Origin of the sequence: Salidesulfovibrio brasiliensis JCM 12178 (assembly GCF_001311825.1) — a bacterium.
Lineage (GTDB): Bacteria > Desulfobacterota > Desulfovibrionia > Desulfovibrionales > Desulfovibrionaceae > Pseudodesulfovibrio > Pseudodesulfovibrio brasiliensis.
This window is the reverse complement of the sequence record NZ_BBCB01000009.1, coordinates 18226-42130: the sequence shown is the minus strand read 5'-3', so window position 1 is coordinate 42130 and position 23905 is coordinate 18226. Positions and strand designations below refer to the sequence as shown.

Genomic DNA, 23905 nt, shown 5'->3' with positions numbered 1-23905 from the left:
AATCAGAATCTAGGTAACTTCATATCCTCTGACATGTATTTTTCAACAACAGGTTGTAAAATCGAATTACAAAACCTAGCTTGTTGCAGATCTTTGAATTTATCAATTATCAGTCTTGAATCCATATTCGCATGGGCTACACCACAACGTCCGTTGCTATATACAAACCTCTCAACATCATCTGGAGACATTTTTTCATTCCCCAATCCAAATGATTTATTGCTCAAACGCTTTTCCCGAATATAACCTATAATTAGATCCCTTCTCTCGTCACGTTTCATGTTAATTTCTAGAATTTTGTATAAACAAAGCAGCATATACAAATCACTGTTACTGCTTATTCCTTCTCGATATAAAGACATTGCATCCCTTTGTTCCCTACCTGTTTCTATTGGGACAAATGAAGAAATATCAACTGGTGTTCTCCATCCCCCACAATGTCCGACAAATCGAGTCAGCCCCTTAACAGGAATTGACCCACCTGTATGAAATGTCGAGTATATAGAGATACCATAAAACCATGATAGCTCACTTAACAATCGTAAACCCGACTCATGGGCATGATTCTGACCAGATTTTGAACATTCAATAATTATTTGGTTTGATATGTTACGTTTATTATCGGATTCGCACACATCCACAACACATTCTTTTACAATCTCCACCTCATATGAACCATATTTTAAATAATACTTATCTTTGTTAAATATAGCAGATGTATCAAACGCAATAACAGCATACATAGCCCCCTCCTTTAGTTAAAACACGACATAACATATTTCAAATATTCATAACAATAACAGAAATAAGCGCCCCCGGTCCGAACGCATGGACCGGGGGCCTTTGGGGAGGTGTACCCACAACGGATACCGGGGTGGGGGTGTGTATGCCTTCTATCCGCACCCGCCGCCCCCGCCGGAGCATCCTGTTCCGCAGCCGCCACCCCGACGGGCTGCGAAGGCGCTCAGATCGCCAGTGCGATAGAGGGCGGCAAGGTTGTCGGTCACGAAACCGGTCACGGCGTGCGCCGGAAGACCGTTTTCCTCAAGAAGCTGTTTGGGGGTATCGCCCATGGCCGCGGCAAGGACGGCACGGCAGTCCTTGAGCGTGGACGCAAGCGACTCCCAACGTTTCGGTCCGCCGCCCATGGGCGGGGCCGGGCGGTCCTCGATCTTATGGAACCCGCCGTCCGGTGCCGGTCCCCAAATCTGGAAGGAGCGGGCCTCACCCAGATGCATGTTCACCAGCATCCCCTCACGACTGGCAACGGCCACGTTGGGACGGTCCTCGTCCTCGCAGGAGGGAAGCAGGCGCGAACACATGTCCAGCGTATCCGCGAACTCGCCGGAGCGATCCTTTTCAAGCAGCCCCACGGCATCGGCGCGGCAACGCTTGCAGTGCGTCATCTGCTCCACGTGCTGCCCGGCCCCTTTGCGAAGCTCCTTTATCATTGCGTGATCCGGCTCCCGGACGTCCGCAAAAGGCGTGTCCTTGTTCGGATAGACCGGGATGCAGTTCTGAAGCGTCGCGCCGAGTTCGCCCACGACCTTGGCTACCGCTTCCACATGGTGGTCGTTGTAGCCGGGAATGACGATGGTGTTGACCTTCACCGTAATGCCCCGCTCCACAAGCCCCTTGATGGACTCAAGCTGCCGTTCGATGAGTATTTTCGCCGCGTCCTTCTTGCGATAGATCACCTTGCCGTCACGGGCCCAGGCGTAGATGCGCTCGGCAATGTCAGGATCCACGGCGTTCATGGTGATGGTGGCATGCGTCACGCCGAGTTCCTTGAGCTTGTCGAGGTACGGGGGCATGCCGAGGCCGTTGGACGACAGGCAGAACAGCATGTCCGGATAGTGCTTCTTCACCAGCCGCATGGTCTCAAGCGTCTGCGCGGGATTGGCCATGGGGTCGCCGGGACCGGCGATACCCACCACCGTGGTGCTGGGCGCGGCAGCCATGACCTTGTGCAGATACTCAAGCGCCTGATGCGGCTTGAGAACGGCGGAGGTGACGCCGGGACGGGACTCGTTGACGCAGTCATGCTTGCGGTCGCAGTAGTTGCACTTGATGTTGCACTTGGGCGCGACGGGCAGATGGACCCTGCCGCACTCGCCTACGGATGATTTGTCGAAACAGGGGTGCTTTTTCGTGGTCATGATGACTGCCTCCTAGATGTATCCCCAGCCGACAGGGCTGTCGGACTGCTTTTTCTCGATCAGGGCGTTGACGATGCGGTCATACAGCTCCTGCGTGCCTTCGTAGCTGACGGTCTTGAGCCGCTGCCCGCCAAAACGGTCGTGGATGGGAAACCCAACCCGGATGAGCGGCGCGTTCCATGCCCGGGCGTAGCGCTGGCCTTTGGAGTTTCCGAGCACCAGTTCGGGCGACATGGTCTCGGCCTCCTCGGCGATGTCATGGAAATCCACGCCTTCGCGCACCAGCGGCAGCTCCGGGAGTACCCCCTCGCAGGCCGCTTCGATGGAGGCGGCGATGCCTTTGCCCTCGGCACCCGTCCCCACCAGCACCGGCTGCACGCCGATTTCCGCCAGAAACGCGGTCAGCGCCACAACGAGGTTTTCCTCGCCGTAAACCACCGCGCGCTTGCCGAAGACGTACTTGTGGCCGTCCACATAGGCGTCCACCAGCCGCCCGCGTTCCAACTTGTAGCGGCGCGGCATGCATTCAAGTCCGGAGAGCTCGCACAACACGTCGTGCAGGGCATCGGCCCCGCGGATGCCGAGCGGTATGCGCAGACGGTCATTCTCAATGCCGAAGCGTTTTTCAAGACACAGCCCCGCTGAATCCTTGGGCAGGCAGGAGCCGAACTCCACGGACGCAGCCGCGCCGGAAAGCGCCTTGATCTCACTGACGGGCGTGCCACCTGAAGCCACGGGCTCGTAATCTTCCAGCGCGGGACCGTCGAGGGTCTCGGAAATGTCAGGAAGCACGGTGGGCGTCAGGCCGTATTCGCGAAAGATGTCCTTCAGCAGCCTGATGTCCGCCGGGGAGACCATGCCGGGGAACAGGGCCACGCGCTCGCTCTTCGCCGCCTCCGGGTCGGCCAGCTGATCCACGAGGGCATGTACCGCGCGATTGAACCCGTCGGAGTGGGTGCCCTGATAGCTGGGCGTGGAGACATGAACCACGTCCGGCAGGTCAAGATCGCCGAAATCGTTACGGAACTCGTGCAGTATCAACCCCATGTCGTCACCGATGGTCTCGGTGAGGCAGGTGGAGGCCACACCCACGAGACTCGGCGAATACTTTTTCATGACGTTCAGGATGCCCTTCTTGAGGTTCGGGCCGCCGCCGTAAACAGCATGCTTTTCCCCAAGAGCCGAGGACGCGATATCGATAGGCTCGCGAAAATGCGAGATGATGTAGCGGCGCATGTAGGTGGCGCAGCCCTGCGAACCGTGCAGGAAGGGAACCGCCCCCTCCACGCCCTTGAAGGCGAGGCTCGCGCCAAGCGGCGTACAGAGCTTGCAGGCGTTTGTGGTGGATACGGCGTTCTTGCTCGCGGGATTACCTGTCATGACTGCACTCCTTGCCCGCGTTGCGGTGTCTCTTTTCCCTGCGCGGGACAAAATTCCAGACCGGGCTCATGACCGAGGCGTGCACTTCTTTTGCGAAGTTGAGCATGCCCACGAACCCTTCCAGCGGTATCTTTCGCTCATGGTTATGATCACAGAAGCCGACGCCCAGTTTGAAGGCGATGGGCCGTTCCTTGACCCCTCCCACGAACACATCCACATCCTTTTCCTTGATGAACTCCTGCAACTCCAGCGGGTTGGCGTCATCAACAATGATGGTGCCGGGATCGGTCACTTCGGCCAGCTCGGCGTAGTCTTCCGCCGTCCCGGTCTGGGACCCGACCACGGCCACTTCCATGCCGAGGTGCCGGAACGACTTGATGAGCGAGAAGGCCTTGAACGCGCCGCCCACGTAAACCGCGGCCTTTTTGCCTTCCAAATCCTTTCGGTAACGGGCCAGCCCGGGAAGGATGCCTTCCAGTTCGCTGCGAACCAGCTCCGTTGTCCGGGCCATGATCTCCGGGTCCTTGTCCGCAAAGAATTCGGCCACCTTGTAAAGAGAGTCGGCCATATCCTCGATGCCGAGCCACGAAACCCGGCAATGCGGCTTGCCGTACTTTTCCTCGATCATCTTCGCCAGATCGAGGGTCGCTCCCGAACACTGGACCATGTTCAGCGACGCGCCATGGCTGCGGCGAAGATCGTCGACCCGGCCATCCCCGGTGACGCTCGCCACCACGGTCAGGCCCATGCGCTCAAGGTATTCCTTGATGATCCACGTCTCACCGGCGATGTTGAAGTCGCCGAAAATGTTCACGGAGAGTTCCGGGATATCGGACACGTCAGCGGTCCCCACCAGCCGGAACATGGCGTTGCAGGCCGCGAGGTACCCTTCGCGCTTGCTGCCCTTGAACCCCTCGGACTGCACCGGCAGCACCGGGATTCCCGTCTTGTCCGCCACCTTGCGGCACACGGCTTCGAGGTCGTCGCCGATGAGTCCCACGATACAGGTGGAATAGACGAACGCGGCCTTGGGCTCATGGCGCTCGATGAGTTCCATCAGCGCGGCTTCGAGCTTTGGTTCGCCGCCGAAGATGATGTCCTTTTCCCTGAGATCGGTGGTGAAGCTCAGGCGGTGTAGTTCCCTGCCGCTGGAGAGCGCGCCCCGGATATCCCAGGTGTACGCGGCGCATCCCACCGGGCCGTGCACGAGGTGCAGGCGTCGGCGATGGGATACAGCACCACGCGGGAGCCGCAGAACACGCAGGCGCGCTGGCTCACGGCCCCGGCGAGGGATTCCCTGTTGCAGGCGATCTCGATGTCGCCGCTTCCGCTGCGGACGACCTGCGCCCGCCGTTCGTCGAGTATGGTTCCGGCGTTGCTCATGGCTCTCCCCTAGTGTTCCTTTCGCCTGATGCAGACGAGGTTGGTCCTGTCCCAGCCGATGCGTCCGTAGAAATCGAGCGCGGCCTGATTGTCGCAGTCAGCCAGCAGTTGCAGCCGCGTCGCACCGTTTATCGAAGCCCAGTGGATGATGGTCTCCAGCATGGCCGAAGCCACGCCCTGCCGACGGCACTGCTCGCTGACCACAAGGTCCTCGACCAGAACCGAATACCCGCCCTCGGCCGTGGAGATGACCAGTTGCCCGGTGCACATTCCGACAGTCCTGCCGTCTTTCTCCGCCACCACCATCTGCCCGCGTGCGTCCTCCATCAGCATGGCCAGCCCCCGGCGCTGCCTGCCCTCGTCCGGACAGAAGTCCGATTCGATGGAAAACAGCTCCGAAAGCAGCGAGCACATGGACGCGATGTCCTCGGCTCTGGCCGGACGGATGACATATTCTGCGGCAGACATCGGCGGCTCCTAGGCGATGAGGTATTCGGCTGCGGGCTCGCCGTCTTCGACACCGTCGAGAATGGCGTCGATGGCCTCTTCGCTGTCCACGCCCTTGAACCACCAGTTCTCGGGCATCACGACCATCACCGGCCCCTGCTCGCACTGCTTCAGGCAGCTCGTGGCGGTCACCAGACAGTCGAGGCCGCGGTCGATGACCTCTTCCTCGATGTACTGCAGAAACCGTCGGTCTGCTTGTGGCAGATGCCCTTGGGATCGCCGCCTGCGCGGAAGCTCTGACAGAGAAGGATGGTGCGCTCGGTTGTTGCCATGTGCGATTCCTCTTGGTTGTGGTTGAATGACTTTCAGGATTGTTTTTCCCGGCGGCCAAAGGGGCATTGCCCCTTTGGAATCCCGCACCTGCGGAAGGTTTCTGCCGGGTGGTTTTGTGGTGTCAGGGCTAGAGCACGAGCTCGAAGGTCTCCTCGGGGTCGTCCCGGTCCTTGCGGTCGAGAATGGCGTTGAGCATCTTTTCCAGCAGCCGCAGGCCGCCCTTGTAGCCGAGCGTGGGGAAGTACTGGTGCCCCACACGGTCCAGAATCGGGAACCCCCAGCGGATGAGCGGAGTGTCCTCGTCCCGGGCGATGTACTTGCCGTAAGAGTTGCCGATGAGCAGGTCCACGGGCTCGTTCTTGATCCACTGGTGCAGCAGGAACATGTCCCCGCCCGCCTTGACGTTGATGTCGAACGGCAGGTCCTTGGTGATTTCCCTGATGCGGGCCTCGAAACGCTTGCCGGGCGTGCCGGTGACGACGTGCACGGGCCACATGTCCATGGACACCAGAAACTCGCACATGCTGATGAGCTGGTCCGGATCGCCCCAGATGGCAACTTTCTTGCCGAAGGTGTACTGGTGCATGTCCGAGATCATGTCCACGAGCTGCCCGCGTTCATGCGCCAAGCTATCGGGAACACTGGTTCCGGCGATGACGCGAAGCGTATCCACGAAGCGGTCGGTGGCCTTCAGGCCGAAGGGCATGTCCAGCACGGTGCACGGCACCTTGCAGTTGCTGTCCAGCCAGCGGGCAGCGTCTGCCGAGCACCACTCGCCAAGCGCCATGGTGCCGATGGCGTTGCCGCTGTCCTTCAGCTCCTCGATGGTCACGCCGCCCTCGGGGAACATGCGGTACTCGCCGGAGAGCGGACCGTTCAGCACGCCCGAGGTATCCGGAAAGAGCGTGATGTCCACACCCATCATGGCAGCGATGCGTTTGACCTCTTCCATGTCCGCCGGTTCCACCCAGCCGGGAATGATGTTCACCTTGCCGTTTCGCTCGTTGGTGTTTTTGGCAAAGGTGGAGACCATGGACTTGACCATGTTGGAGAAGCCGGTGACGTGCGATCCGACGTAGCTGGGCGTTGATGCGCCGAGCATTTCCTTGCCTTCGGGAATCTTCCCGTCCTTGCGGGCCTTGGTGATGATCTGCTTCAGGTCGTCGCCGATGGTCTCGGACAGGCAGGTGGTGTGCACCGCGATGACCTCGGGTTCGTAGACGCTGAAGATGTTGTTTGCGGCCTGCAACAGGTTGGCCTGCCCGCCGAACACGGACGCCCCTTCGGTGAAGGAACTGGTGGCGGCGGAGATGGGCTCCTTGTAATGCCGCGTCAGGGTCGAGCGGTGATAGGCGCAGCAGCCCTGCGAGCCGTGGGAGTGCGGCAGGCATCCGTGGATGCCGAGCGCCGCGTACATGGCCCCGATGGGCTGGCATGTCTTGGCCGGGTTGATGGCAAGCGCCTTGCGCTCGGTGATCTCTTTCGGCGTATGTCTGAGTAACGTCATGGCGTCATCCTTATTCCCACACGTAGGTGGCCGAGAGTTCGGGGTTTTCCTGCCAGGGTGCCTTCATGTAGCTCCAGACCTTGCTGGTCACGAGGCGGTCGATCTCCTTGTAGAAGTTGATCGCGCCGCGGAAGCCCGCGTAGGGGCCGCCGGAGTCGTAGCTGTGCAGCTGCTTCATGGGCACGCCGAGCTTCTGGATGGAGTACTTTTCCTTGATTCCGGCGCAGAAAATGTCCGGCTGCATGATCTCCACCAGTTTTTCGGCCTCATACTGGTTCAGGTCGTCCACGATGATGGTGCGGTGGTCCATGTCGGGGAGCATTCCGTCATATTCCTTGAACCGGAACCCGGCAGCCTCCAGCGCCTGCGTCTGTTCGTCGGTCTTGCGCGGCCTGTAGAGCGCCTCGTCTGGCGAGACCTCGATCTCCTCGATGTTGCGGGAGTCCGCGTCCACCTTCAGATTCGGAATGACCTCGCGGCCTTCGTAGTCATCGCGATGCGCGAACTCGTATCCGGCCGAAATGGTTTTCATGCCCATTTCCCCGAAGAGTTCCTGATAGTGATGCGCGCGGGAGCCGCCCACGAAGAGCATGGCGGTCTTGCCCGAGGTGTGCGGGAGCACTTCCTCGCGCATGGCCTCGACATCCGGCATCTCTTCGGCAATGACGGCCTCGATGCGGTCCATCAGCTCCTTGTCCTCGAAGTACTGGCCGATCTTTCGCAGCGACTTGGCGGTCGCCTCCGCGCCGATGAAGTTCACCTTGATCCACGGGATGCCGTACTTGGTCTCCAGCATGTCGGCCACGTAGTTGATGGACCGGTGGCACATGACGCAGGAGAGGTCGGCGTGCTGGGCAGAGGCGAACTGGTCATAGGTGGAGTTGCCCGAGAAGGTCGCCACGTTGGTGATGCCGCACTTGTTCAGGATGCGGTCGATCTCGAACCCGTCGCCGCCGATGTTGTACTCGCCGAGCAGGTTGATCTTGTAGTCGCCTTTGACGGGCTTCTCGTTTTCGCCCACGAGGTACTTGAAGACCTGATTGTTGGCGATGTGGTGGCCTGCGGACTGGCTGACGCCCTTGTAGCCTTCGCAGGAGAAGGCGAAGATGTTGCAGTCCTCGTACTTCTTGCTCATCTTGGCGGCCACGGCGTGGATGTCGTCGCCGATAAGCCCCACGGGACAGGTGGCGAACACGCAGATACCCTTGGGGTGAAAGAGTTCGTAGGCCTCTTCAATGGCCGCTTCGAGCTTCTTTTCCCCGCCGAAAATGATGTCCTCGTCCTGCATGTCGGTGGAGAACGAGTAGGTCATGTAGTTCTCGGCCTCGGGGTCGCTTGCGTCGGTCTGGTTCCGGCGGGTGAGCCAGGAGTAGAACCCGCAACCGATGGGGCCGTGGGTGATGTTCACGATGTCGCGGGTGGGGCCCATGATGACGCCCTTGCAGCCCGCGTAGGTGCAGCCGCGCATGGTGATGATGCCGGGCACGGTGCGCACGTTGGCCGCGATCTCGGGCGTTTCGCTGCCCTCGGCCTCGTTGATGAGAATCTGCTTGGCGCGCTTCCTCGCCACCTTCGGGGGATACTTCTTGAGCATCTCCTCCTTGATGTCCACGGGATCCCACTGCACCAGCTTATTTTTGGTCGCCATATTGAAACTCCTTTATTTGCAAGCCCTTCGGATGATCCAGTCATCCGGGCGGCCTGTTAGCTGATGGACTTCTCGCCGCTTTCACCGGTACGGACCCGAACCGCGTCGGCCACGGGCAGTACCCATATCTTGCCGTCGCCGGGCTTCCCGGTCTGGTTGGTCTTGATGATGGTCCGGACAACGCCATCCACCTCTTCCTCCGGGACCACCACAGTGAGGATGCGCTTGGAATAGAGCTTGCCCTCGCCGAGCTGCTCGATTGCCTCCTCGTAGCCCTTCTCCGCGCCTTCAAGGAGCTTCAGGTCGGCAAAGCCCTTGCCGCGTCCCTGCGCCTCGTTGGCAAAGAAGGCGTCCACGCCCGCTTCGGTGAGCGCGGCCTTGGTCCTGTTCATCATGTTCATGCGAACGACGGCGACGATTTCCTTCATGCCGCTGCCTCCTCCGCCGGTTCCTTCACACCGGACGAGATGGTGTAGACCTCTTCCACGTCGCTGACGAAAATCTTGCCGTCGCCGAACGCGCCCTTGCCGGTGGAACGGGCGGCCTCCATGATGGTCTTGATGACGAACTCCTTGTCCGTCGCGGGCACCACGCTCATGAGCATGGTCTTGGGGATCTCGTCATAGGTCACTTCGCCTATCTTGATGCCCCGCTGCTTGCCGCGCCCCGCCACGGAAAACTTGGTTACCGCAGGAAACCCCGCATCCATCAGCGCGGCCAGAACATCGTCGGATTTTTCCGGTCGCACGATGGCTCGAATCATAATCATGGTCATTGTCTTCTCTCCTTGAAATTCGATTGGTTAGGCTTCCAGCAGGCCGTAATCCAGCAACAGCTGCTCCAGCTCTTCGATCTCCAGCGGATTCGGGATAACGAACATCTCGTTCTCGTCGATGGCCTTGGCCAGTCCGCGATATTCGTTGGCCTGATTGGCTTCGCCGTTCCACTCGATGACGGTCTTGCGGTTGATCTCCGCGCGCTGCACGTCATTGTCGCGAGGGACGAAGTAGATCATCTGGGTGCCCAGCTTGCGGGCCAACTCCGCGATCATCTCCTTTTCGTTGTCCACGTTACGGGAGTTGCAGATGAGCCCGCCGAGGCGCACGCCGCCGGACTGGGCGTACTTCATGATCCCCTTGCAGATGTTGTTGGCCGCATACATGGCCATCATCTCGCCGGAGCAGACAATGTAGATTTCCTCGGCCTTGCGTCGCGAATGGGCATGGCAAAGCCACCGCAGACAACGTCGCCGAGAACGTCATAGAAGGCGTAGTCGAGGTCTTCGTCTTCCTCGTAGGCCCCGAGGGATTCGAGCATGTTGATGGAGGTGATGATGCCGCGCCCCGCACAGCCCACACCCGGTTCCGGGCCGCCGGATTCCACGCACCATGAGCCGCCGAAGCCTTTCTTGCGGATGTCCTCGAGTTCCACGTCCTCGCCCTCTTCACGAAGGGTGTCGAGAACGGATTTCTGAGCCAGCCCGCCCAGCAGCAGGCGGGTGGAGTCAGCCTTGGGGTCACAGCCAACGACCATGACCTGACGGCCCATCTCGGCCAACCCGGCCACAGTGTTCTGGGTGGTGGTGGACTTGCCGATACCGCCCTTTCCGTAAATGGCTACCTTTCTCATGGAATGTCCTCCGTCTTGGGTTTGCGTGTTGAAACACTCCCTGTAAGGCAACCGCCGTGCCATCACGAAAAACGCACACTCAACAATCTGAAATAATTACTTAAACCATCGAAACGACACACGACTCCGCCCACTGCGTTTTTTGTCGCAACCTACAAGTATGTAGCTACGAAAATGTAGGAAACGACAATTACGCAGCCTGCCGCCGCTCCCCTGTCCCACACATGAACCCCTGTAATACAGATAGGTTATGAAAGCGGGCCAACTTGGCACCGCAATTGCCTTGGTATGGATGAAGAATACGAAGCCAAAGGAGCGACCATGCTTATCGACACCACCCTTCGCGAAGGCGCACAGATGTTCGGTGTACGGCTCACCTTTGCTGACCGCAGGGAGCTGGCATTGGCGCTGAACGCGGTGGGCATCGAAGAGATTGAAGCAGGCTGGATCGGCTGCCCGGACCTGAAGGATTTCTGCCAGTGGTCCGGGCCGAAACTCGGCGCATCGGTCATCTCCGTCTGGAGCCGCTGCCGCGAGGACGACGTGGCACGCGCTGCGGCCCTCGGCGTGAAACGCATCAACATCGGCGTTCCGGCCTCGGACGAGCACCGACGCAAACGCCTCGGCGTCTCCCGGCGCACCTTGGTGCGGCGCATGACCGACGTCGTTACAGCGGCAAGGAGCCACGGCATGGAAGTTTCCGTCGGGCTGGAGGACGCCTCGCGCACCCCGAAACGCCTGCTGACGAGACTGGCTCTGGCCGCCGAGGATGCCGGAGCGTTCCGGGTCCGGCTGTCGGACACCGTGGGCGTGTGGACACCCGCCAAAACCATGCGAACCGTGGAAGCGCTACGGAGCGTACTCGCCATTGACCTCGCCGTGCACTGTCACAACGATTTCGGCATGGGTACGGCAAACGCCGTCAGCGCGCTGGAAGCCGGGGCAGACTGGGCTGACGGAAGCCTGCTCGGCATCGGCGAGCGCTCCGGGCTGGCAGCCACGGAACAGCTCGCCGCGCACTCGGCGCTTGCAGCAAAAACAAGCCGCTACAATCTTGAGGGACTCGCCCACGCCTGCGAGCGCGTGGCAGAACTGGCGCGTCTTCAAATACCCCGCAACACCCCGGTCGTGGGAAGCGACATCTTCTCCTGCGAGACCGGATTGCACCTGCACGGCATGACACGGGACGTGGAGCTGTTCGAGCCTTACGATCCTGCCCGAGTTTCCGGCACAAGGCGGCTCGGCTTCGGCCAAAAAAGCGGCGCGGCAAGTGCCGGAGACTGGCTGAACCATGCCCTGTCCGCCGAAATCGTCTTCATGGAGCGGGCAGCGTCGTCGCGCCCGGAGAGCGCGCTGGAGCTGACCGAAATCATGGAACCGACGAGAAACTGAAGGAGAACGGCATGAAACGACACATTCTCGCCTTCATCTTCGTGCTGCTCATGGCAGGCAACGCCCGAGGCGAAGAAGTCTCCGTGGCCTGCGCCGCCAACTTCACCGCAGCCATGAAGGAGATCGCCGCCGAATACAAAGCTTCCACAGGCATCACAGTCCTGCTCACCTTCGGCTCCACCGGAATGCTCTTCGGGCAGATTCAAAACGGCGCGCCCTACGACATCTTCTTCGCGGCCGACGAGAAACGCCCGGACCTGCTCCATGAACAGGGTAAGGCCGAAAAACCCGAGCCGTACGCCACCGGCCGCGTGGTGCTCTGGACGAGCCGGGAATCATCGGCGGACAACTGGTTTACTGCGCTGGAATCATTTGAATACATCGGCGCAGCCAATCCGAGGACCGCACCATACGGAGCCGCTGCGCTCGACGCGCTCAAGGCCAAGGGCGCGCTCGATGCCACGCGCTCCCGGCTGGTGTTCGGCAAGAGCGTGGGGCAGGCCTTCCATTTTGCCCACACTGGCGCGGCACAGGCCGCCTTCTGTGCGCGCTCGCAGGCCATTTCGGCCGGAAACGGCATCTGGTTGGCCGGTGCCCGAAGCCCCTGCCGTCAGGCAGGCGGCCTGCGTGCTGACTGGCAATGCCCACGCGCACGATTTCTTCCGCTATGTGCTCGATTCCCCGGAGGCCGCGGCAATCAAGAAACACTATGGGTATGAATGATGGACTGGACAGCCCTATACGTGACGGTGAAGCTGGCGCTCTGCGTCACCCCGATGCTTCTTCTGGCAAGCCTGCCGCTGGCACATTTTCTTGCGTACTCCAAGATGCCGGGAAGGCGATTCGTGGAAGCCTCTGTGAACCTCCCGGTGGTCATGCCACCCACGGTGCTGGGGCTCGGTCTGCTGATGGCTTTCGGCCCTCACTCGCCACTGGGCGCGGCGTGGCAGGCCATGACAGGCTCGCCGCTGGTCTTCAGCTTCGAGGGGCTGGTCCTCGGCTCCATGATCTACAGCCTGCCGTTCGCGGTGCTGCCCCTTCGCACCGCTTTCGAGAAAATCGACCCCGGCATCTTCGAGGCGGCCCGTTCGCAGGGCATGACCGGCCTTCAGGTCTTCCGCTACATGGTCCTGCCCAACGCACGCGGCGGCATTCTTGCCTCGGCCGCCCTCGTCTTCGCACACACGGTTGGCGAGTTCGGGGTCGCGCTCATGATCGGCGGCTCCATCCCCGGCAAGACCCGCGTGGCCTCCATCGCCATCTTCGAGCACGCCGAGATGCTTGATTACCATGCGGCGGGCCTGCTCTCCCTCGTGCTGCTTGGCGTAAGCTACGCCGTGCTGCTCTTCATGGGCGCGTTAAACGGCACGCCGAGATCGTGCGCTCCCGCAGTGCCGCGCACAGTGCGACAAAGGCGCCCGGATCCGCGTCGCTGTGCAGGACCGCAGAGCCGCAGGAAACACATTAAGCAGCCTTGCCCATACCGCCTTGCACATCAACGGAGTCAAAGTGTTACGAAATTCCTTTGAATTCGACGACACTTGCCCTACAGTTGCAGACAAATTCTGAATAACAGGTGGAGTCGCGGAACGCTTCGGGCGAGCCGCGACTCCGCACGTGAACCTCGAGCAAGGCAGGTACGATATGAGCCAACGGCTTTACAAAACCATCTACGACATCGCCCGAACCGTGAACTCCAGCCTTGACCCTTCCGAAGTCATGGCCGCCATTGCCGAGCAGGTAACTCGCGCCATGGACGCCAAGGGCTGCTTCATCCGCGTTCTCGACACCCGCGAAACCATGCTCAAGCCCGGCGGCTTCTACGGTCTCAGCGACCGCTACGCCCGCAAGTCCCGTGGAAGTCGGCAAGAGCCGGCTGGATCAGGAAGTGTTGCAGGGCAAGACCGTGACCATCACCGACGTGAGCGCGGACGACCGCTTCCAGTACCCCAAGGAAGCCATGGCCGAAGGCATCGTCTCCCTCGTGGTGGTGCCGCTCAACGCCCGCGACAGGGTCATCGGCGTACTGCGCGTCTACTCCGGCGAGAGCCGCGTCTTCAGCGAAGAAGAAATGGACTTCCTCCAGTGCATTGCCGACCTCTCCGGCCTCGCGCTGGAAAACGCGCGCATGTACAAGGCGCTCAAGCGCGCCAGTGAACTGGCAAACGAATTCAACTACCGCGTGTTCGAAGACTAGGAACACGAACCGCCATCCAAAGCGCGCATAACGCTTCAGGAGGATATCATGGCCAAGATAAAAGTCGGCATCAACGGCTTCGGCCGCATCGGCCGTCAGGTACTCAAGACCATTTGGGAATACCATCGCGACACCGTGGAGGTCGTCGCGGTGAACGACCTTTTCGACATCGACACCAACGCCCACCTGCTGCGTCACGACACCAGCTACCGCAGCCTGCCCGTGGACATCACCGTGGACGGCGACACCTTCCACGTGGGCGATGACTTCACGGTGCGCAACTTCGCCGAGCGCGACCCCCGGCACATCCCCTGGGGCGAGCTGGGCGTGGACGTGGTGGTGGAAGCCACCGGCATCTTCCGCACCGGCCCCACCGCCTCCCAGCACATCGAGGCGGGCGCGAAAAAGGTCGTCATCTCGGCCCCGGCCAAGGAAGAGGACATCACCCTCGTCATGGGCGTGAACGAGCACCTCTACGACCCGAAAACGCATCACGTCGTGTCCAACGCGTCCTGCACCACCAACTGCCTCGCGCCCATCGTCAAGGTGGTCCACGAGCCTTCGGCATCAGCAAGGGCGTCATGACCACGGTGCACGCATACACCAACGACCAGCGCATCCTCGACCTGCCGCACAAGGACCTGCGGCGAGCGCGGGCCGCGGCCTGCAACATGATCCCCACCAGCACCGGCGCGGCAAAGGCCGTTGCGCTGGTCATCCCCGAGATGAAGGGGCGCTTCGAGGGCTACTCCGTGCGCGTGCCGACCCCCACGGTCTCGCTGGTGGACTTCGTGGCGGTTCTGGAAAAGGACACCACCACCGAGGACCTGAAGGCAGTGCTCAAAAAGGCGGCCGAAGGCTCCATGAAGGGCATCCTCGACTACAGCGAGGAGCCGCTCGTCTCGTCCGACTACATCGGCAACCCGTTCTCCAGCATCGTGGAAGCGGACTTCACCGTGGTCCAGAGCGGCAACCTTGCCAAAATATACGCATGGTACGACAACGAATGGGGCTACTCCTGCCGCGTGGCAGACCTCATCGACTACATGGCGAAACAGGGCCTCTAGGCTCTCCCGTCCCAACAGAAAAATCCCCCGCAGGCCATGGCCTGCGGGGGATTTCCTCGTTCTGACGATTTGGCCCGTCAGCCCTTCTTCACCACAGAGGTCTTGAGCATCATCGAGCCGAATCCCGGAATCTTGCAGGAGATGTCATGCACTCCGTCTTCGGGCTCCACGAGCTTGATGTTCTTGACCTTGGTGCCCTTCTTGATGGACGAGGACGCGCCCTTGACCTTCAGGTCCTGAGCCACGATGACGGTGTCGCCGTCCACAAGCACGTTGCCGTTCATGTCCTTGTAGACACGCTCCTGCGCGTCCTCGGCCTGAAACTCGTGCCCGCACTCGGGACAGTTGAGGATGCTGCCGTCGGAATAGACATATTCGGAGCCGCACTGCGGACAATTCGGTAGATTTTCCATGATTTCCCACTTGTTGCTGGTTGTGCCCGCCCTGACTGTTATCCGCCAACCGGCGTGGATCAACAGGCCGTATTCGGAGGCGGAAGCACCTTATGCGACAGACGAAGAAAAGGAAAGTGCCGGGTTTGGAGCTTCCCGACGCCCCTCTTCAGATATCAACGCCGCCTTTCGGAAAGACGCCGACGCAGGGTGTGCGTGTAGTCCGTAATGATCGAATAGCATCCGGCATCAACCAGCGAGAGCGCCCGCTCCATGTCGTTGACCGTAAACGGCGAAACGCGGATGCCCTGCTCCTTCAGGCTCTGCACGAGTGCGGCGTCGGTGATGTCCTGACAAGGGTGGTAGACGCTGGCCCCCAATGAACGGAGATACTGCGGCAGATTTTCGGGATGGCTGCCCTCCACCAGCGCGGCCACCGGGATTTCCGGTGCGAGGCGGTGCATTTCCGCCAGATAGTCGTGATTGAAGGACGAGATGAGCACAAGCTCGTCCATCCCGGTCTTGCGCAGCATTGCCAGAATGTCGGCGACAATGGAGAGATCGCCCGGCGACTGCTTCTGATCCTTGATTTCGAGGTTCATTGGGAAATCGTTTTTGCGGCTGAATTCCAGCGCTTCCCTGAGCGCCGGAATCCGCTGTCCGGCCATCTGCTTGATGTCCTCGTCACGCACATCACCGCCCGCGATTGTCCCGAAGGGATCCTGCTCGGCGAACCACGCGCCCGCGTCCAGTTGCCGAAGTTCCCCGGCGGTGAAGGCGTGGGTCGGCCACGGTTCACGGTCGGCGAAGGCTGTTACGGTCTCCACGTCGGTGGTCCGGGTCAACACATCGTCATGGAAGACCATGAGGGTGCCGTCGGCGACCTTGTGGACGTCTATTTCCCACAGGTCCGCGCCAAGCTCCAGACAGCGCCGGGCAGCGAGCATGGTATTTTCCGGCGCAAGGGCGCGCGCGCCGCGATGAGCGCACACGTATCCCGCGCCGGGGAGATGATCGAAGAACACTACTGCTCCTTTCGCGTGAAGTAGAAGTTGACGAGCGCCAGCAGGGACGTGCCGACGATGAGCATGAGGGAGACCGCGTTGATGACCGGGGTGCTGCCGTCGCGGACCTGCAGATAGAGATTGATCGGCAGGGTCGGCTCGGAACCCACGAGGAACAGGGTCGTGTTGAAGTTCTCGAAGCTCATGAGGAATGCCACCGCGCCCGCGCCGATGATGGCGGGACGCAGGAACTTGAGGGTGATGTGCCAGATGACGCCCAGCTGGGTGGCCCCGAGATTGAGCGCGGCCTCCTCCAGCGAGTGGTCGAACTTGCGAAGCCTCGCGGAGACCACCAGCGTCACGAAGGTGGTGATAAACGAGAACTGGCCCAGCACCACCAGCCAGAAGCTGGGACGGAATATGTCGATGTCGAGGCCGAAGGTTCTGTCAAAGTAGGTCCCGGCCGTGTTCGACGCCAGCAGCAGCGAGATGCCGAGGATGACGCCCGGAATGACCAGCGGCGCGAGCATCAGAAAGTACAGCGCGCCCTTGAACCGAAACGTCTCCTTCTCGAACAGGAAGCTGGCGCAGGTGCCCACCACCACGCTGAAGATGGAGACGAAGAACGCGGTCTGAAAACTGGTCAGGATGGACCGGAGGTTCTGGTCGTCGTGAAACAGGCCGATGCGGTCCGGCCCGGCAGAAAAGAACCAGTCCAGCGTGAAGCCCTGCCACGGCAGGGACGGGAAGTTGGAGTCGTTGAAGGCCAGCACGCAGGTGACGACCAACGGCGCGAACAGGAACGTGAAATAAAGGAGTATGAAGCAGTTGAACGACCAGTCGTAGGTCTTGCTTCTCGGCAGAGAGCGGATCATGAGGCCACCTCGTCGAGTTTCTGTCTCGTGAGCCTGAGGCCCAGCCAGATGATGAACGAACTCAGGAGCAGCAGCAGGAAGCCGAATGCCGACCCCTGATTCCAGTTGAAGCTGGCGATGAACTGATTGTAAATCTGCTCGGTGAACCACAGGGAGTTCTTGCCGCCCATGAGGTTCGGCGTGAGGTAGTTCCCGAGCGTGAGCATGAAAACCACGATGGAGCCGGAAGTGATGCCCGGCTTGCAGTGCGGCAGGATGATGGTCCGCCAGATGGTGAACTGCCCTGCCCCGAGGTCGTGGGCCGCCTCGATGAGGCTGTCGTCAAGGCTCTCCATCACCGAGACCAGCGGCACGACCATGAAGAGCATGGAGGTGTAGACCAGCCCCATGATCATGGTGGCATCGTTGTAGAGCATCTCGATGGGCGTATCCACTATGCCGAGCTTGAGCATAAAGAAGTTCAGCACGCCGGATTCGCGCAGCAGGATCATCCAGCCGTAGATTCTGACCAGTTCGCTGACCCAGAACGGCAACAGCAGCAGGATCACCAGCGCGCCCTGAATGCGCGCACGGGCCAGCTTGGCGATGTAGAACGACACCGGCATGGCCAACAGGAACGTGATGAAGGTCGTGATGACCGCGTACAGGGCGGTGCGCACGAAGGTCAGCCAGTAGATGGGCTCGGTGAAAAATGTCTTGTAATTGCGGAAGGTCCAGACCATGTCGCCGTAATCGTTCTCACCGCGAAAGCTCATGCGGAGCAGGTCCAGATGCGGCAGGACGATCAGCAGGAACAGCCAGCAGAGGACCGGGGCGCAGAATATCCAGAAGACCAGACGGGAACGCTGCATGGCTACTCCTCCGCCTCGAAACAGATGCCGGAATCGGGATGCCAGCCCACTGAGATTTCGTCGCCCGGCACGATATGATCGAACCGGCGGTTTTGCGGCAGGGTCACCAGCAGTTCATGGTCTTCGCGGGTGGTGGTGAGCAGGCGGCTGTTGGCGCCGTCGAAGAGGATGCTCTTCACGGTGACGTCGAAAACGTTCAGCCCGGCCCTGTCGCGCGGCTCGATGCGCATGGCCTCCGGCCGGAGAAAGAGGTCCATCCTGCTGCCCTCGCGACAGTCGGCGTTGGCCTTGGCGATGAACGAATAGCCTTCGTCGGTCTTGAGTTCCACGCCGCCGGAATCGCTTTTTGTCACCGCGGCCTTCCACGTATTGTTCTCTCCCACAAACTTCGCCACGAACGGTGTGCTCGGCGCTCCGTAAAGCTCCTGTGGCGTCCCCACCTGCTCGAAGCGGCCCTTGTTCATCACGGCCACGCGGTCGGACATGACCAACGCCTCGGACTGGTCGTGGGTGATGTAGATAAACGTGGTTCCGACTTTGGCCTGAAGCTTTTTCAGCTCCACTTTCATCTGTTCGCGCAGTTTCAGGTCCAGCGCGCCCAGCGGCTCGTCAAGCAGCAGCACGGAGGGTTCGAGCACGAGGCAGCGGGCAATGGCCACGCGCTGCTTCTGGCCGCCCGAAAGCTGTTCGATACGTTTTTCGCCGTATCCGGGCAGGCCGACACGTTCCAGCATGGTGTCCACCCTTTTCCGCGCCTCGGAAGCAGCAATCCCACGCCGTTTGAGGCCGAAGGCGATGTTCTCGGCCACGTCCATCATGGGAAAAAGCGCGAGGTGCTGGAAGACAAGGTTCACAGGCCGCTTGTTGGGCGGTACGCCGAGCATGTTCTGGCCCCGGATTTCGATGGTGCCGGAAGTGGGCTCGTCAAACCCGGCGATCATCCTCAGCAGCGTGGTCTTGCCGCAGCCCGAGGGGCCGAGGATTGAGAAAAACGATCCGGTCGGGACATCGAACGTGACATCGTCAACGGCGGCGAACTCGCCGAATCGCTTCACCATGGAACGGACAGAAAGATCGTTGGTCATAACTCTTTGGTGGTTGCAGCGTTAAAGAGGCGGAGAGCCTTTTCGGCTCTCCGCCCCGGTGCGGATGATGGTCTAGCAGGCTATTGCGCGGCCTTGATCTTGTCCAGAACCATGCCTTCCATGCGTTCCAGATTGGCCGGAACCGGCGGATACCAGTTGATGTTGTCGATGGTTTCCTGCGGGAAGGAGCGGTCGAAGTTGGCGGCCACTTCCTTGTCGGTGTACTTGAGCGCGCCCTTGGAGGCGGTGGCGTACTTTTCCTGCGAGGAGAAGTAACCGGCGTTCTCGGGCTTCATGATGAAGTTGATCCACTTGTAGGCGGCGTCCACGTTCTCGGCCTTGCTGGGGATGGTGAAGGTGTCGATCCAGCCCAGCGCGCCTTCCTTCGGAGCCTTGAAGTCGATGGCCTTGTTGTCGGCGTGCAGCTTCCATCCGCCAGCGTCCCAGGCCATGGCCACGAAGACTTCCTCGGAGCGCATGGATTCGAGCAGGGAGTCGCCGTTGGCCCAGTAGTTCTTCACGATGGGCTTGGCTTCGATGAGGGTGTCGGCGATCTTGTCAAGCATTGCCTTGTACGCCTTGGGATCATCATAGAGATCGAACGGATTGTACCCGAGGGCAAAGCCCATGGCGATCAGGGTCGGCCGCTTCAGGCGGTAGCTCACGCGGCCCTTGTACTTGGAATCGATGAGCGCCTTGAAGGAATCAGCGCCGGGGGCTTTGTCGCTGTTAACGATCAGACCGGAGGTACCCCAGCAGAAGGGAACGGCGAAGGACTTGCCGCTGACCTTGGTGTTCTTCTTCACCGCTTCGAGCATGGACGGGATGAACAGCGCGGAATCAATGCGGGAATAGTCGAGGGGCTGGTACAGGTTGTACTTTTCCTGAACGGACGAGATGCGGTCCTGAGAGGGCTGGGCGAGGTCGAATCCTGCGCCGCGAGTAGCCCTGAGTTTTGCGATCATTTCCTCGTTGTTGGAGAAGGTCACTTCGACATCAATGCCGGTTTCCTTCTCGAACGCGTCGATCAGTTTCTGCGGGGCGTACCCTTTCCAGGTAAGAATTTTCAGCGTTTCCGCACGGGCGGTACCCGCCAGTACGAACATGGCCAGCAAAGCGAAAACTACAATCCTCTTCATGATCTACTCCACCTTTTTTGAATGGAAAAGAACGACAATCCAAACGGTTGCCTCCAATCAGGCAGGATAACCCCGGCCCGGCGAACAGACGCCCGGCCAGTCTAAGGCCTGTGGTCGCAGCAAGCGAGTTCACCTGTTGCGACCTCCCCCTCATTTGGGTTAACCCAATCAGCTGAATCTACGCAAGGTCTTGCATTCATTCTTGACGTTTCTGTTGCAAACCAACGTCATGAACGCAAAGAATAACCTTCTTGCGCGGATGAAATAACTGTGTATAAACAACACAAATCATGGAAGAAACAAAAAAGAAGCCTCAATACATGCAGGTCAAGCGACACATTCTTGACCAGCTTCGTCAGGGATCGCTGTCCTCGCATGACAGGCTGCCCACCGAACGGGAACTGACCGAGCAGTTCGGCGTCAACCGAAACACGGTTCGGCATGCGCTCGGGATACTGGAGCGCGAGGGCAAGATATACCGTTCCGGCAGAAAAGGCTGGTTCGCCAGCGGTCAGCGCCTGATATTCGATCCCAGCCGCGAGCACGTCAACTTCGACAGGCTGGCCCGCAGACAGGGCTTTGAGCCAGCGTGGCAGGTTCGCGAAAGCGGAACCACGCAGACCACCGGAGAGCTTCAGGAGTCTTTTGGCGTGGCGGAAGGAACGCCGCTTTTCCATGTCTTCGAGACCGGCACGCTGGACGGACAGCCGGTCTACTATTCGGAATATTTCTTTCTGGCCGAGGTCTGCCCCGGCTTCCTGCCCAAGATCATCACCCGGCCCATGACCGACGTTCTCCGCGACGACTACGGGATCGAACTCTTCCAGAAGTCGTTGCTCATCCGGCCCATCAGCCTGAGGGAGCGCATGGCCGGGCTGCTCGATCTTCCCGTCCGCTATCCGGGCGTGTTCTTCCGCCGCGTCAAGACGTCCCGGACCGGGCAGGTGGTGCAGGTGGATTACGAATACTGGCGCGCGGACTCCATCGAGCTTCGCAGCAACTTCTCTCCCGAAACATAAATCCCGGACCTCGCCCCACCATGCCCGGCCCCATCTCTACCATTTATCTCTTTCCGGTTTTATTGTATTTCCGCCTTGAACAATGCGTGCCCAACCAACCAGAAAATGAGTTGATACATGAGTGATTCCGTTGCCGTCATCATCCCCTGCTACAACGAGGAAGCCGCCATTGGCGGTGTTATCGAGGCTTTTCGCGAGGCTCTGCCCGAGGCCGAAATCTACGTCTATGACAACAACTCCTCGGATGACACCATCGCCGTGGCAAAGCGTCACGGAGCGATCGTCGGGACCGAGAACCGTCAGGGCAAAGGGAACGTGGTTCGCCGCATGTTCTCGGACATTGACGCCGACATCTATGTGCTCGCGGACGGCGACGGCACCTACGACGCCCCAAGCGCCGAAATGATGATCCGGAAGCTGAAAGAGGAACGACTCGACATGGTGGTAGGCGTCCGCAAGGTCGCGGAAAACACCGGCGAGGCGTACCGCAGCGGTCACGAATGGGGCAACCTGATGTTCAACAGAATATTCCGGGCCTGCTTCGGCGACGTCTTCACCGACATCCTGTCCGGCTACAGGGTCTTCTCACGCCGGTTTGTCAAATCGTTCCCGGCGCTCTCCTCCGGCTTCGAGATCGAATCGGAGATCAGCATCCACGCGGCCGAACTGATGCTGCCTGTGGCCGAGGTCCACACGCCCTACTACTCCCGCCCCGAAGGCTCCACCAGCAAGCTGAGCACGTACCGGGACGGCTGGCGCATCCTCATGACCATCATGTGGCTGTTCAAGGAAGTCTCGCCGCTTCGCTTCTTCGGCTTTGCCGCAGCCCTTTTCGCCCTCATCTCGATGCTCTTTGGCGCGCCGGTCATCCTCACATGGCTGGAAACGGGCCTTGTTCCGCGCCTGCCGACAGCGGTGCTCGCCACCGGACTCGGCATCCTTTCGGCCGTGAGCCTCACTGCCGGGCTCGTTCTTGACAGCGTATGCCGGGGGCGGCTCGAGACCAAGCGCCTTGCCTATCTGGGAGCAGCCCCCAAGGCGAGAAGGTAGACCATGCGCCGCCTCCTGACCGGCTCATTTGCCAGATACTGCGTCGGCGGCGCGCTCGGCTTCGCCGTAGACGCAGGCATCGTGCTCCTTCTGGAGCAACTGGCGATGGACCCGTTCACGTCCCGCGTGTTTTCCATCATCATCGCCATCGCCGTGACATGGGTGTACCACCGCAACGTCACGTTTACGCCCGCCGGTGACGGAATCCTCAAGGAACTGGGCCGTTACTATGTCTCCAACGCGCTCGGCGCCGGGGTCAACTACACGGTCTACAGCGCGTGGCTGATCCTTTTTGCGCCCAAGCACCTCATCATCCCGCTGGCCGTGGCCTCCATCGTGGCTCTGGCCTTCAACTACGTGATGGCCAAATTCTTCGTCTTCCGCGCCAAAAAGGTCGCCTCCGGGTCCCGCATGAAGCGGCAGAGATAGTCTCCACCGCAACTTTGGCCGCTTTCACAATCACGCAGAGCGTCCAGTAATCCAGCCCCCCTTTCTCAACGCTTTTTTACCACACGACGTCAATGCATCTTTTTTTTGCTCGCATTGATATAAAAAACGTTGTATTTAATCAGATCGCAATTATCTATGCTAAATATCAAGAAACGGAGAACATGAAATGACAGAGTGGGAACTGCAACCAGCGCTGGAAAGGATATGGATCGACGACAATCTCACGATCGATGGCGAACCCCTTCACCTCATAGCAAGAGAGGTAATGCCGGATAAGTGGGAGATAAACGATGCATCCAGAACATGGCAGTACCCGTCAATAGACTTCATGTTCATAGACAACGCACACAATGTGTGGCTTCTTGAATTGAAAAACCGCATCAAGGCCCCTGGAGACGCTTGGCGTGCGGCCTGTCAAGTGTACCACCGCAGGCAGCTTTTTTCCGAAAGAGCGTTTTCCTCCGACACCGTGCTTGAAATAACGAAGCAGTATCAGAGCCACCTCAAACGCCACGGGGAATACACCTTGGCGCAAAAATACTGGAACCAATGGACAGCGTTGAAAGACGACTTCCAGTGGTCAGGGCAAATTAACTGCATTGTTGGGACCACAGAGATCGGTCAGGCGTGGGAAACGGTTCAGCACGCCTTTTCAGAACAAAACTTTGGTCAGCTACAGTCAACCCTTTCCGCATACAAGCTGGAATCCAAAGGCAACCTTGACTTGAAACGATTCTGCTTGATGAGTCTCCCTGAAAACACACGTTTTACACCGCCCCACCTCGAACTCATTCACTATCGAATCAGATAACACTTGATCTGATAGACGTGACCACCGGGCTGACGAAAGCTCCGCTGGACGTGGCCGTACAACGATTGGGCAATGGCCCGGCGCTAT

22 protein-coding genes and 4 pseudogenes are annotated in these 23905 nt (G+C 59.8%); 9 read left to right on the top strand and 17 right to left on the bottom strand.

Annotation, left to right across the window (positions count from 1 at the left end):
- Nucleotides 1-2 precede the first annotated feature (2 nt).
- From mauJ to nifH, 11 genes and pseudogenes are all read right to left on the bottom strand, one after another.
- Nucleotides 3-743: a methylamine utilization protein MauJ gene (gene mauJ, locus JCM12178_RS18175; RefSeq protein ID WP_157054755.1), complete on the bottom strand. Its 741-nt coding sequence runs from the start codon at nt 741-743 to the stop codon at nt 3-5.
- A 150-nt stretch (nt 744-893) separates the two neighbouring features.
- A complete protein-coding gene (gene nifB, locus JCM12178_RS04790) occupies nt 894-2159 on the bottom strand; it encodes a nitrogenase cofactor biosynthesis protein NifB (RefSeq protein ID WP_083465738.1) in 1266 nt (421 codons plus the stop codon).
- A 12-nt stretch (nt 2160-2171) separates the two neighbouring features.
- On the bottom strand, nt 2172-3539 hold the full coding sequence (locus JCM12178_RS04785) for a nitrogenase component 1 (protein WP_054649232.1): 1368 nt from the start codon (nt 3537-3539) through the stop codon (nt 2172-2174).
- Nucleotides 3529-4922 (bottom strand): annotated as a pseudogene (nifE, locus tag JCM12178_RS04780) (nitrogenase iron-molybdenum cofactor biosynthesis protein NifE). Before nifE ends, JCM12178_RS04785 begins: the two are co-directional and overlap by 11 nt.
- 9 nt (nt 4923-4931) lie before the next feature.
- Nucleotides 4932-5390, bottom strand: a complete 459-nt coding sequence (locus tag JCM12178_RS04775; protein WP_054649230.1) for a GNAT family N-acetyltransferase — start codon at nt 5388-5390, stop codon at nt 4932-4934.
- Nucleotides 5391-5399: 9 nt separating this feature from the next.
- Nucleotides 5400-5701, bottom strand: a pseudogene (locus tag JCM12178_RS04770) ((2Fe-2S) ferredoxin domain-containing protein).
- A gap of 128 nt (nt 5702-5829) precedes the next feature.
- On the bottom strand, nt 5830-7209 hold the full coding sequence (gene nifK / locus JCM12178_RS04765; RefSeq protein ID WP_054649228.1) for a nitrogenase molybdenum-iron protein subunit beta: 1380 nt from the start codon (nt 7207-7209) through the stop codon (nt 5830-5832).
- A gap of 10 nt (nt 7210-7219) precedes the next feature.
- A complete protein-coding gene (gene nifD, locus JCM12178_RS04760) occupies nt 7220-8857 on the bottom strand; it encodes a nitrogenase molybdenum-iron protein alpha chain (protein WP_054649226.1) in 1638 nt (545 codons plus the stop codon).
- A 56-nt stretch (nt 8858-8913) separates the two neighbouring features.
- Nucleotides 8914-9285: a P-II family nitrogen regulator gene (locus JCM12178_RS04755; protein WP_054649224.1), complete on the bottom strand. Its 372-nt coding sequence runs from the start codon at nt 9283-9285 to the stop codon at nt 8914-8916.
- Complete coding sequence (locus JCM12178_RS04750) at nt 9282-9626, bottom strand: P-II family nitrogen regulator (RefSeq protein WP_054649270.1); 345 nt, start codon at nt 9624-9626, stop codon at nt 9282-9284. Before JCM12178_RS04750 ends, JCM12178_RS04755 begins: the two co-directional genes overlap by 4 nt.
- A gap of 33 nt (nt 9627-9659) precedes the next feature.
- Nucleotides 9660-10486, bottom strand: a pseudogene (nifH, locus tag JCM12178_RS04745) (nitrogenase iron protein).
- Between the two features lie 321 nt (nt 10487-10807).
- On the opposite strand from nifH, the gene JCM12178_RS04740 reads away from it, so the two are divergent.
- From JCM12178_RS04740 to gap, 5 genes and pseudogenes are all read left to right on the top strand, one after another.
- Nucleotides 10808-11878 carry a LeuA family protein gene (locus JCM12178_RS04740; RefSeq protein WP_054649222.1) on the top strand — a complete coding sequence of 357 codons (1071 nt, stop codon included), beginning with the start codon at nt 10808-10810 and terminating at the stop codon, nt 11876-11878.
- Nucleotides 11879-11889: 11 nt separating this feature from the next.
- Entirely contained in the window at nt 11890-12597 is a 708-nt protein-coding gene (modA, locus tag JCM12178_RS04735) for a molybdate ABC transporter substrate-binding protein (protein ID WP_054649220.1), read from the top strand.
- Nucleotides 12598-13407, top strand: coding sequence for a molybdate ABC transporter permease subunit (gene modB, locus JCM12178_RS04730; protein ID WP_245628618.1), 810 nt, complete (start codon nt 12598-12600; stop codon nt 13405-13407).
- Between the two features lie 326 nt (nt 13408-13733).
- Complete coding sequence (locus JCM12178_RS20655; protein WP_369404460.1) at nt 13734-14075, top strand: GAF domain-containing protein; 342 nt, start codon at nt 13734-13736, stop codon at nt 14073-14075.
- Nucleotides 14076-14123: 48 nt separating this feature from the next.
- Nucleotides 14124-15142 (top strand): annotated as a pseudogene (gene gap, locus JCM12178_RS04720) (type I glyceraldehyde-3-phosphate dehydrogenase).
- 77 nt (nt 15143-15219) lie between these two features.
- On the opposite strand, the gene JCM12178_RS04715 reads toward gap, so the two are convergent.
- The 6 genes from JCM12178_RS04715 to JCM12178_RS04690 all read right to left on the bottom strand — a co-directional run bounded on the left by JCM12178_RS04715 (nt 15220) and on the right by JCM12178_RS04690 (nt 20488).
- The gene (locus JCM12178_RS04715) at nt 15220-15555 is read right to left on the bottom strand and encodes a zinc ribbon domain-containing protein YjdM (protein WP_054649218.1); all 336 of its coding nucleotides are present in this window, start codon (nt 15553-15555) and stop codon (nt 15220-15222) included.
- A gap of 155 nt (nt 15556-15710) precedes the next feature.
- Entirely contained in the window at nt 15711-16559 is an 849-nt protein-coding gene (locus tag JCM12178_RS04710; protein WP_054649216.1) for a glycerophosphodiester phosphodiesterase, read from the bottom strand.
- The gene (locus tag JCM12178_RS04705; RefSeq protein ID WP_054649214.1) at nt 16559-17413 is read right to left on the bottom strand and encodes an ABC transporter permease; all 855 of its coding nucleotides are present in this window, start codon (nt 17411-17413) and stop codon (nt 16559-16561) included. Before JCM12178_RS04705 ends, JCM12178_RS04710 begins: the two co-directional genes overlap by 1 nt.
- Nucleotides 17410-18264 (bottom strand): ABC transporter permease, encoded by an 855-nt coding sequence (locus JCM12178_RS04700; RefSeq protein ID WP_054649212.1) that lies wholly within the window; start codon nt 18262-18264, stop codon nt 17410-17412. Before JCM12178_RS04700 ends, JCM12178_RS04705 begins: the two co-directional genes overlap by 4 nt.
- A 2-nt stretch (nt 18265-18266) precedes the next feature.
- Nucleotides 18267-19349, bottom strand: a complete 1083-nt coding sequence (locus JCM12178_RS04695) for an ABC transporter ATP-binding protein (RefSeq protein WP_054649210.1) — start codon at nt 19347-19349, stop codon at nt 18267-18269.
- 80 nt (nt 19350-19429) lie between these two features.
- Nucleotides 19430-20488: an extracellular solute-binding protein gene (locus tag JCM12178_RS04690; RefSeq protein WP_054649208.1), complete on the bottom strand. Its 1059-nt coding sequence runs from the start codon at nt 20486-20488 to the stop codon at nt 19430-19432.
- A 290-nt stretch (nt 20489-20778) separates the two neighbouring features.
- On the opposite strand from JCM12178_RS04690, the gene JCM12178_RS04685 reads away from it, so the two are divergent.
- The 4 genes from JCM12178_RS04685 (at nt 20779) to JCM12178_RS04670 (ending at nt 23818) form a co-directional block, all read left to right on the top strand.
- Nucleotides 20779-21507: a GntR family transcriptional regulator gene (locus tag JCM12178_RS04685; RefSeq protein WP_054649206.1), complete on the top strand. Its 729-nt coding sequence runs from the start codon at nt 20779-20781 to the stop codon at nt 21505-21507.
- A gap of 117 nt (nt 21508-21624) precedes the next feature.
- A complete protein-coding gene (locus JCM12178_RS04680) occupies nt 21625-22557 on the top strand; it encodes a glycosyltransferase (protein ID WP_054649204.1) in 933 nt (310 codons plus the stop codon).
- Between the two features lie 3 nt (nt 22558-22560).
- Nucleotides 22561-22986, top strand: a complete 426-nt coding sequence (locus tag JCM12178_RS04675) for a GtrA family protein (protein ID WP_054649202.1) — start codon at nt 22561-22563, stop codon at nt 22984-22986.
- A 187-nt stretch (nt 22987-23173) separates the two neighbouring features.
- Nucleotides 23174-23818 (top strand): hypothetical protein, encoded by a 645-nt coding sequence (locus tag JCM12178_RS04670; RefSeq protein ID WP_054649200.1) that lies wholly within the window; start codon nt 23174-23176, stop codon nt 23816-23818.
- Nucleotides 23819-23905 lie beyond the last annotated feature (87 nt).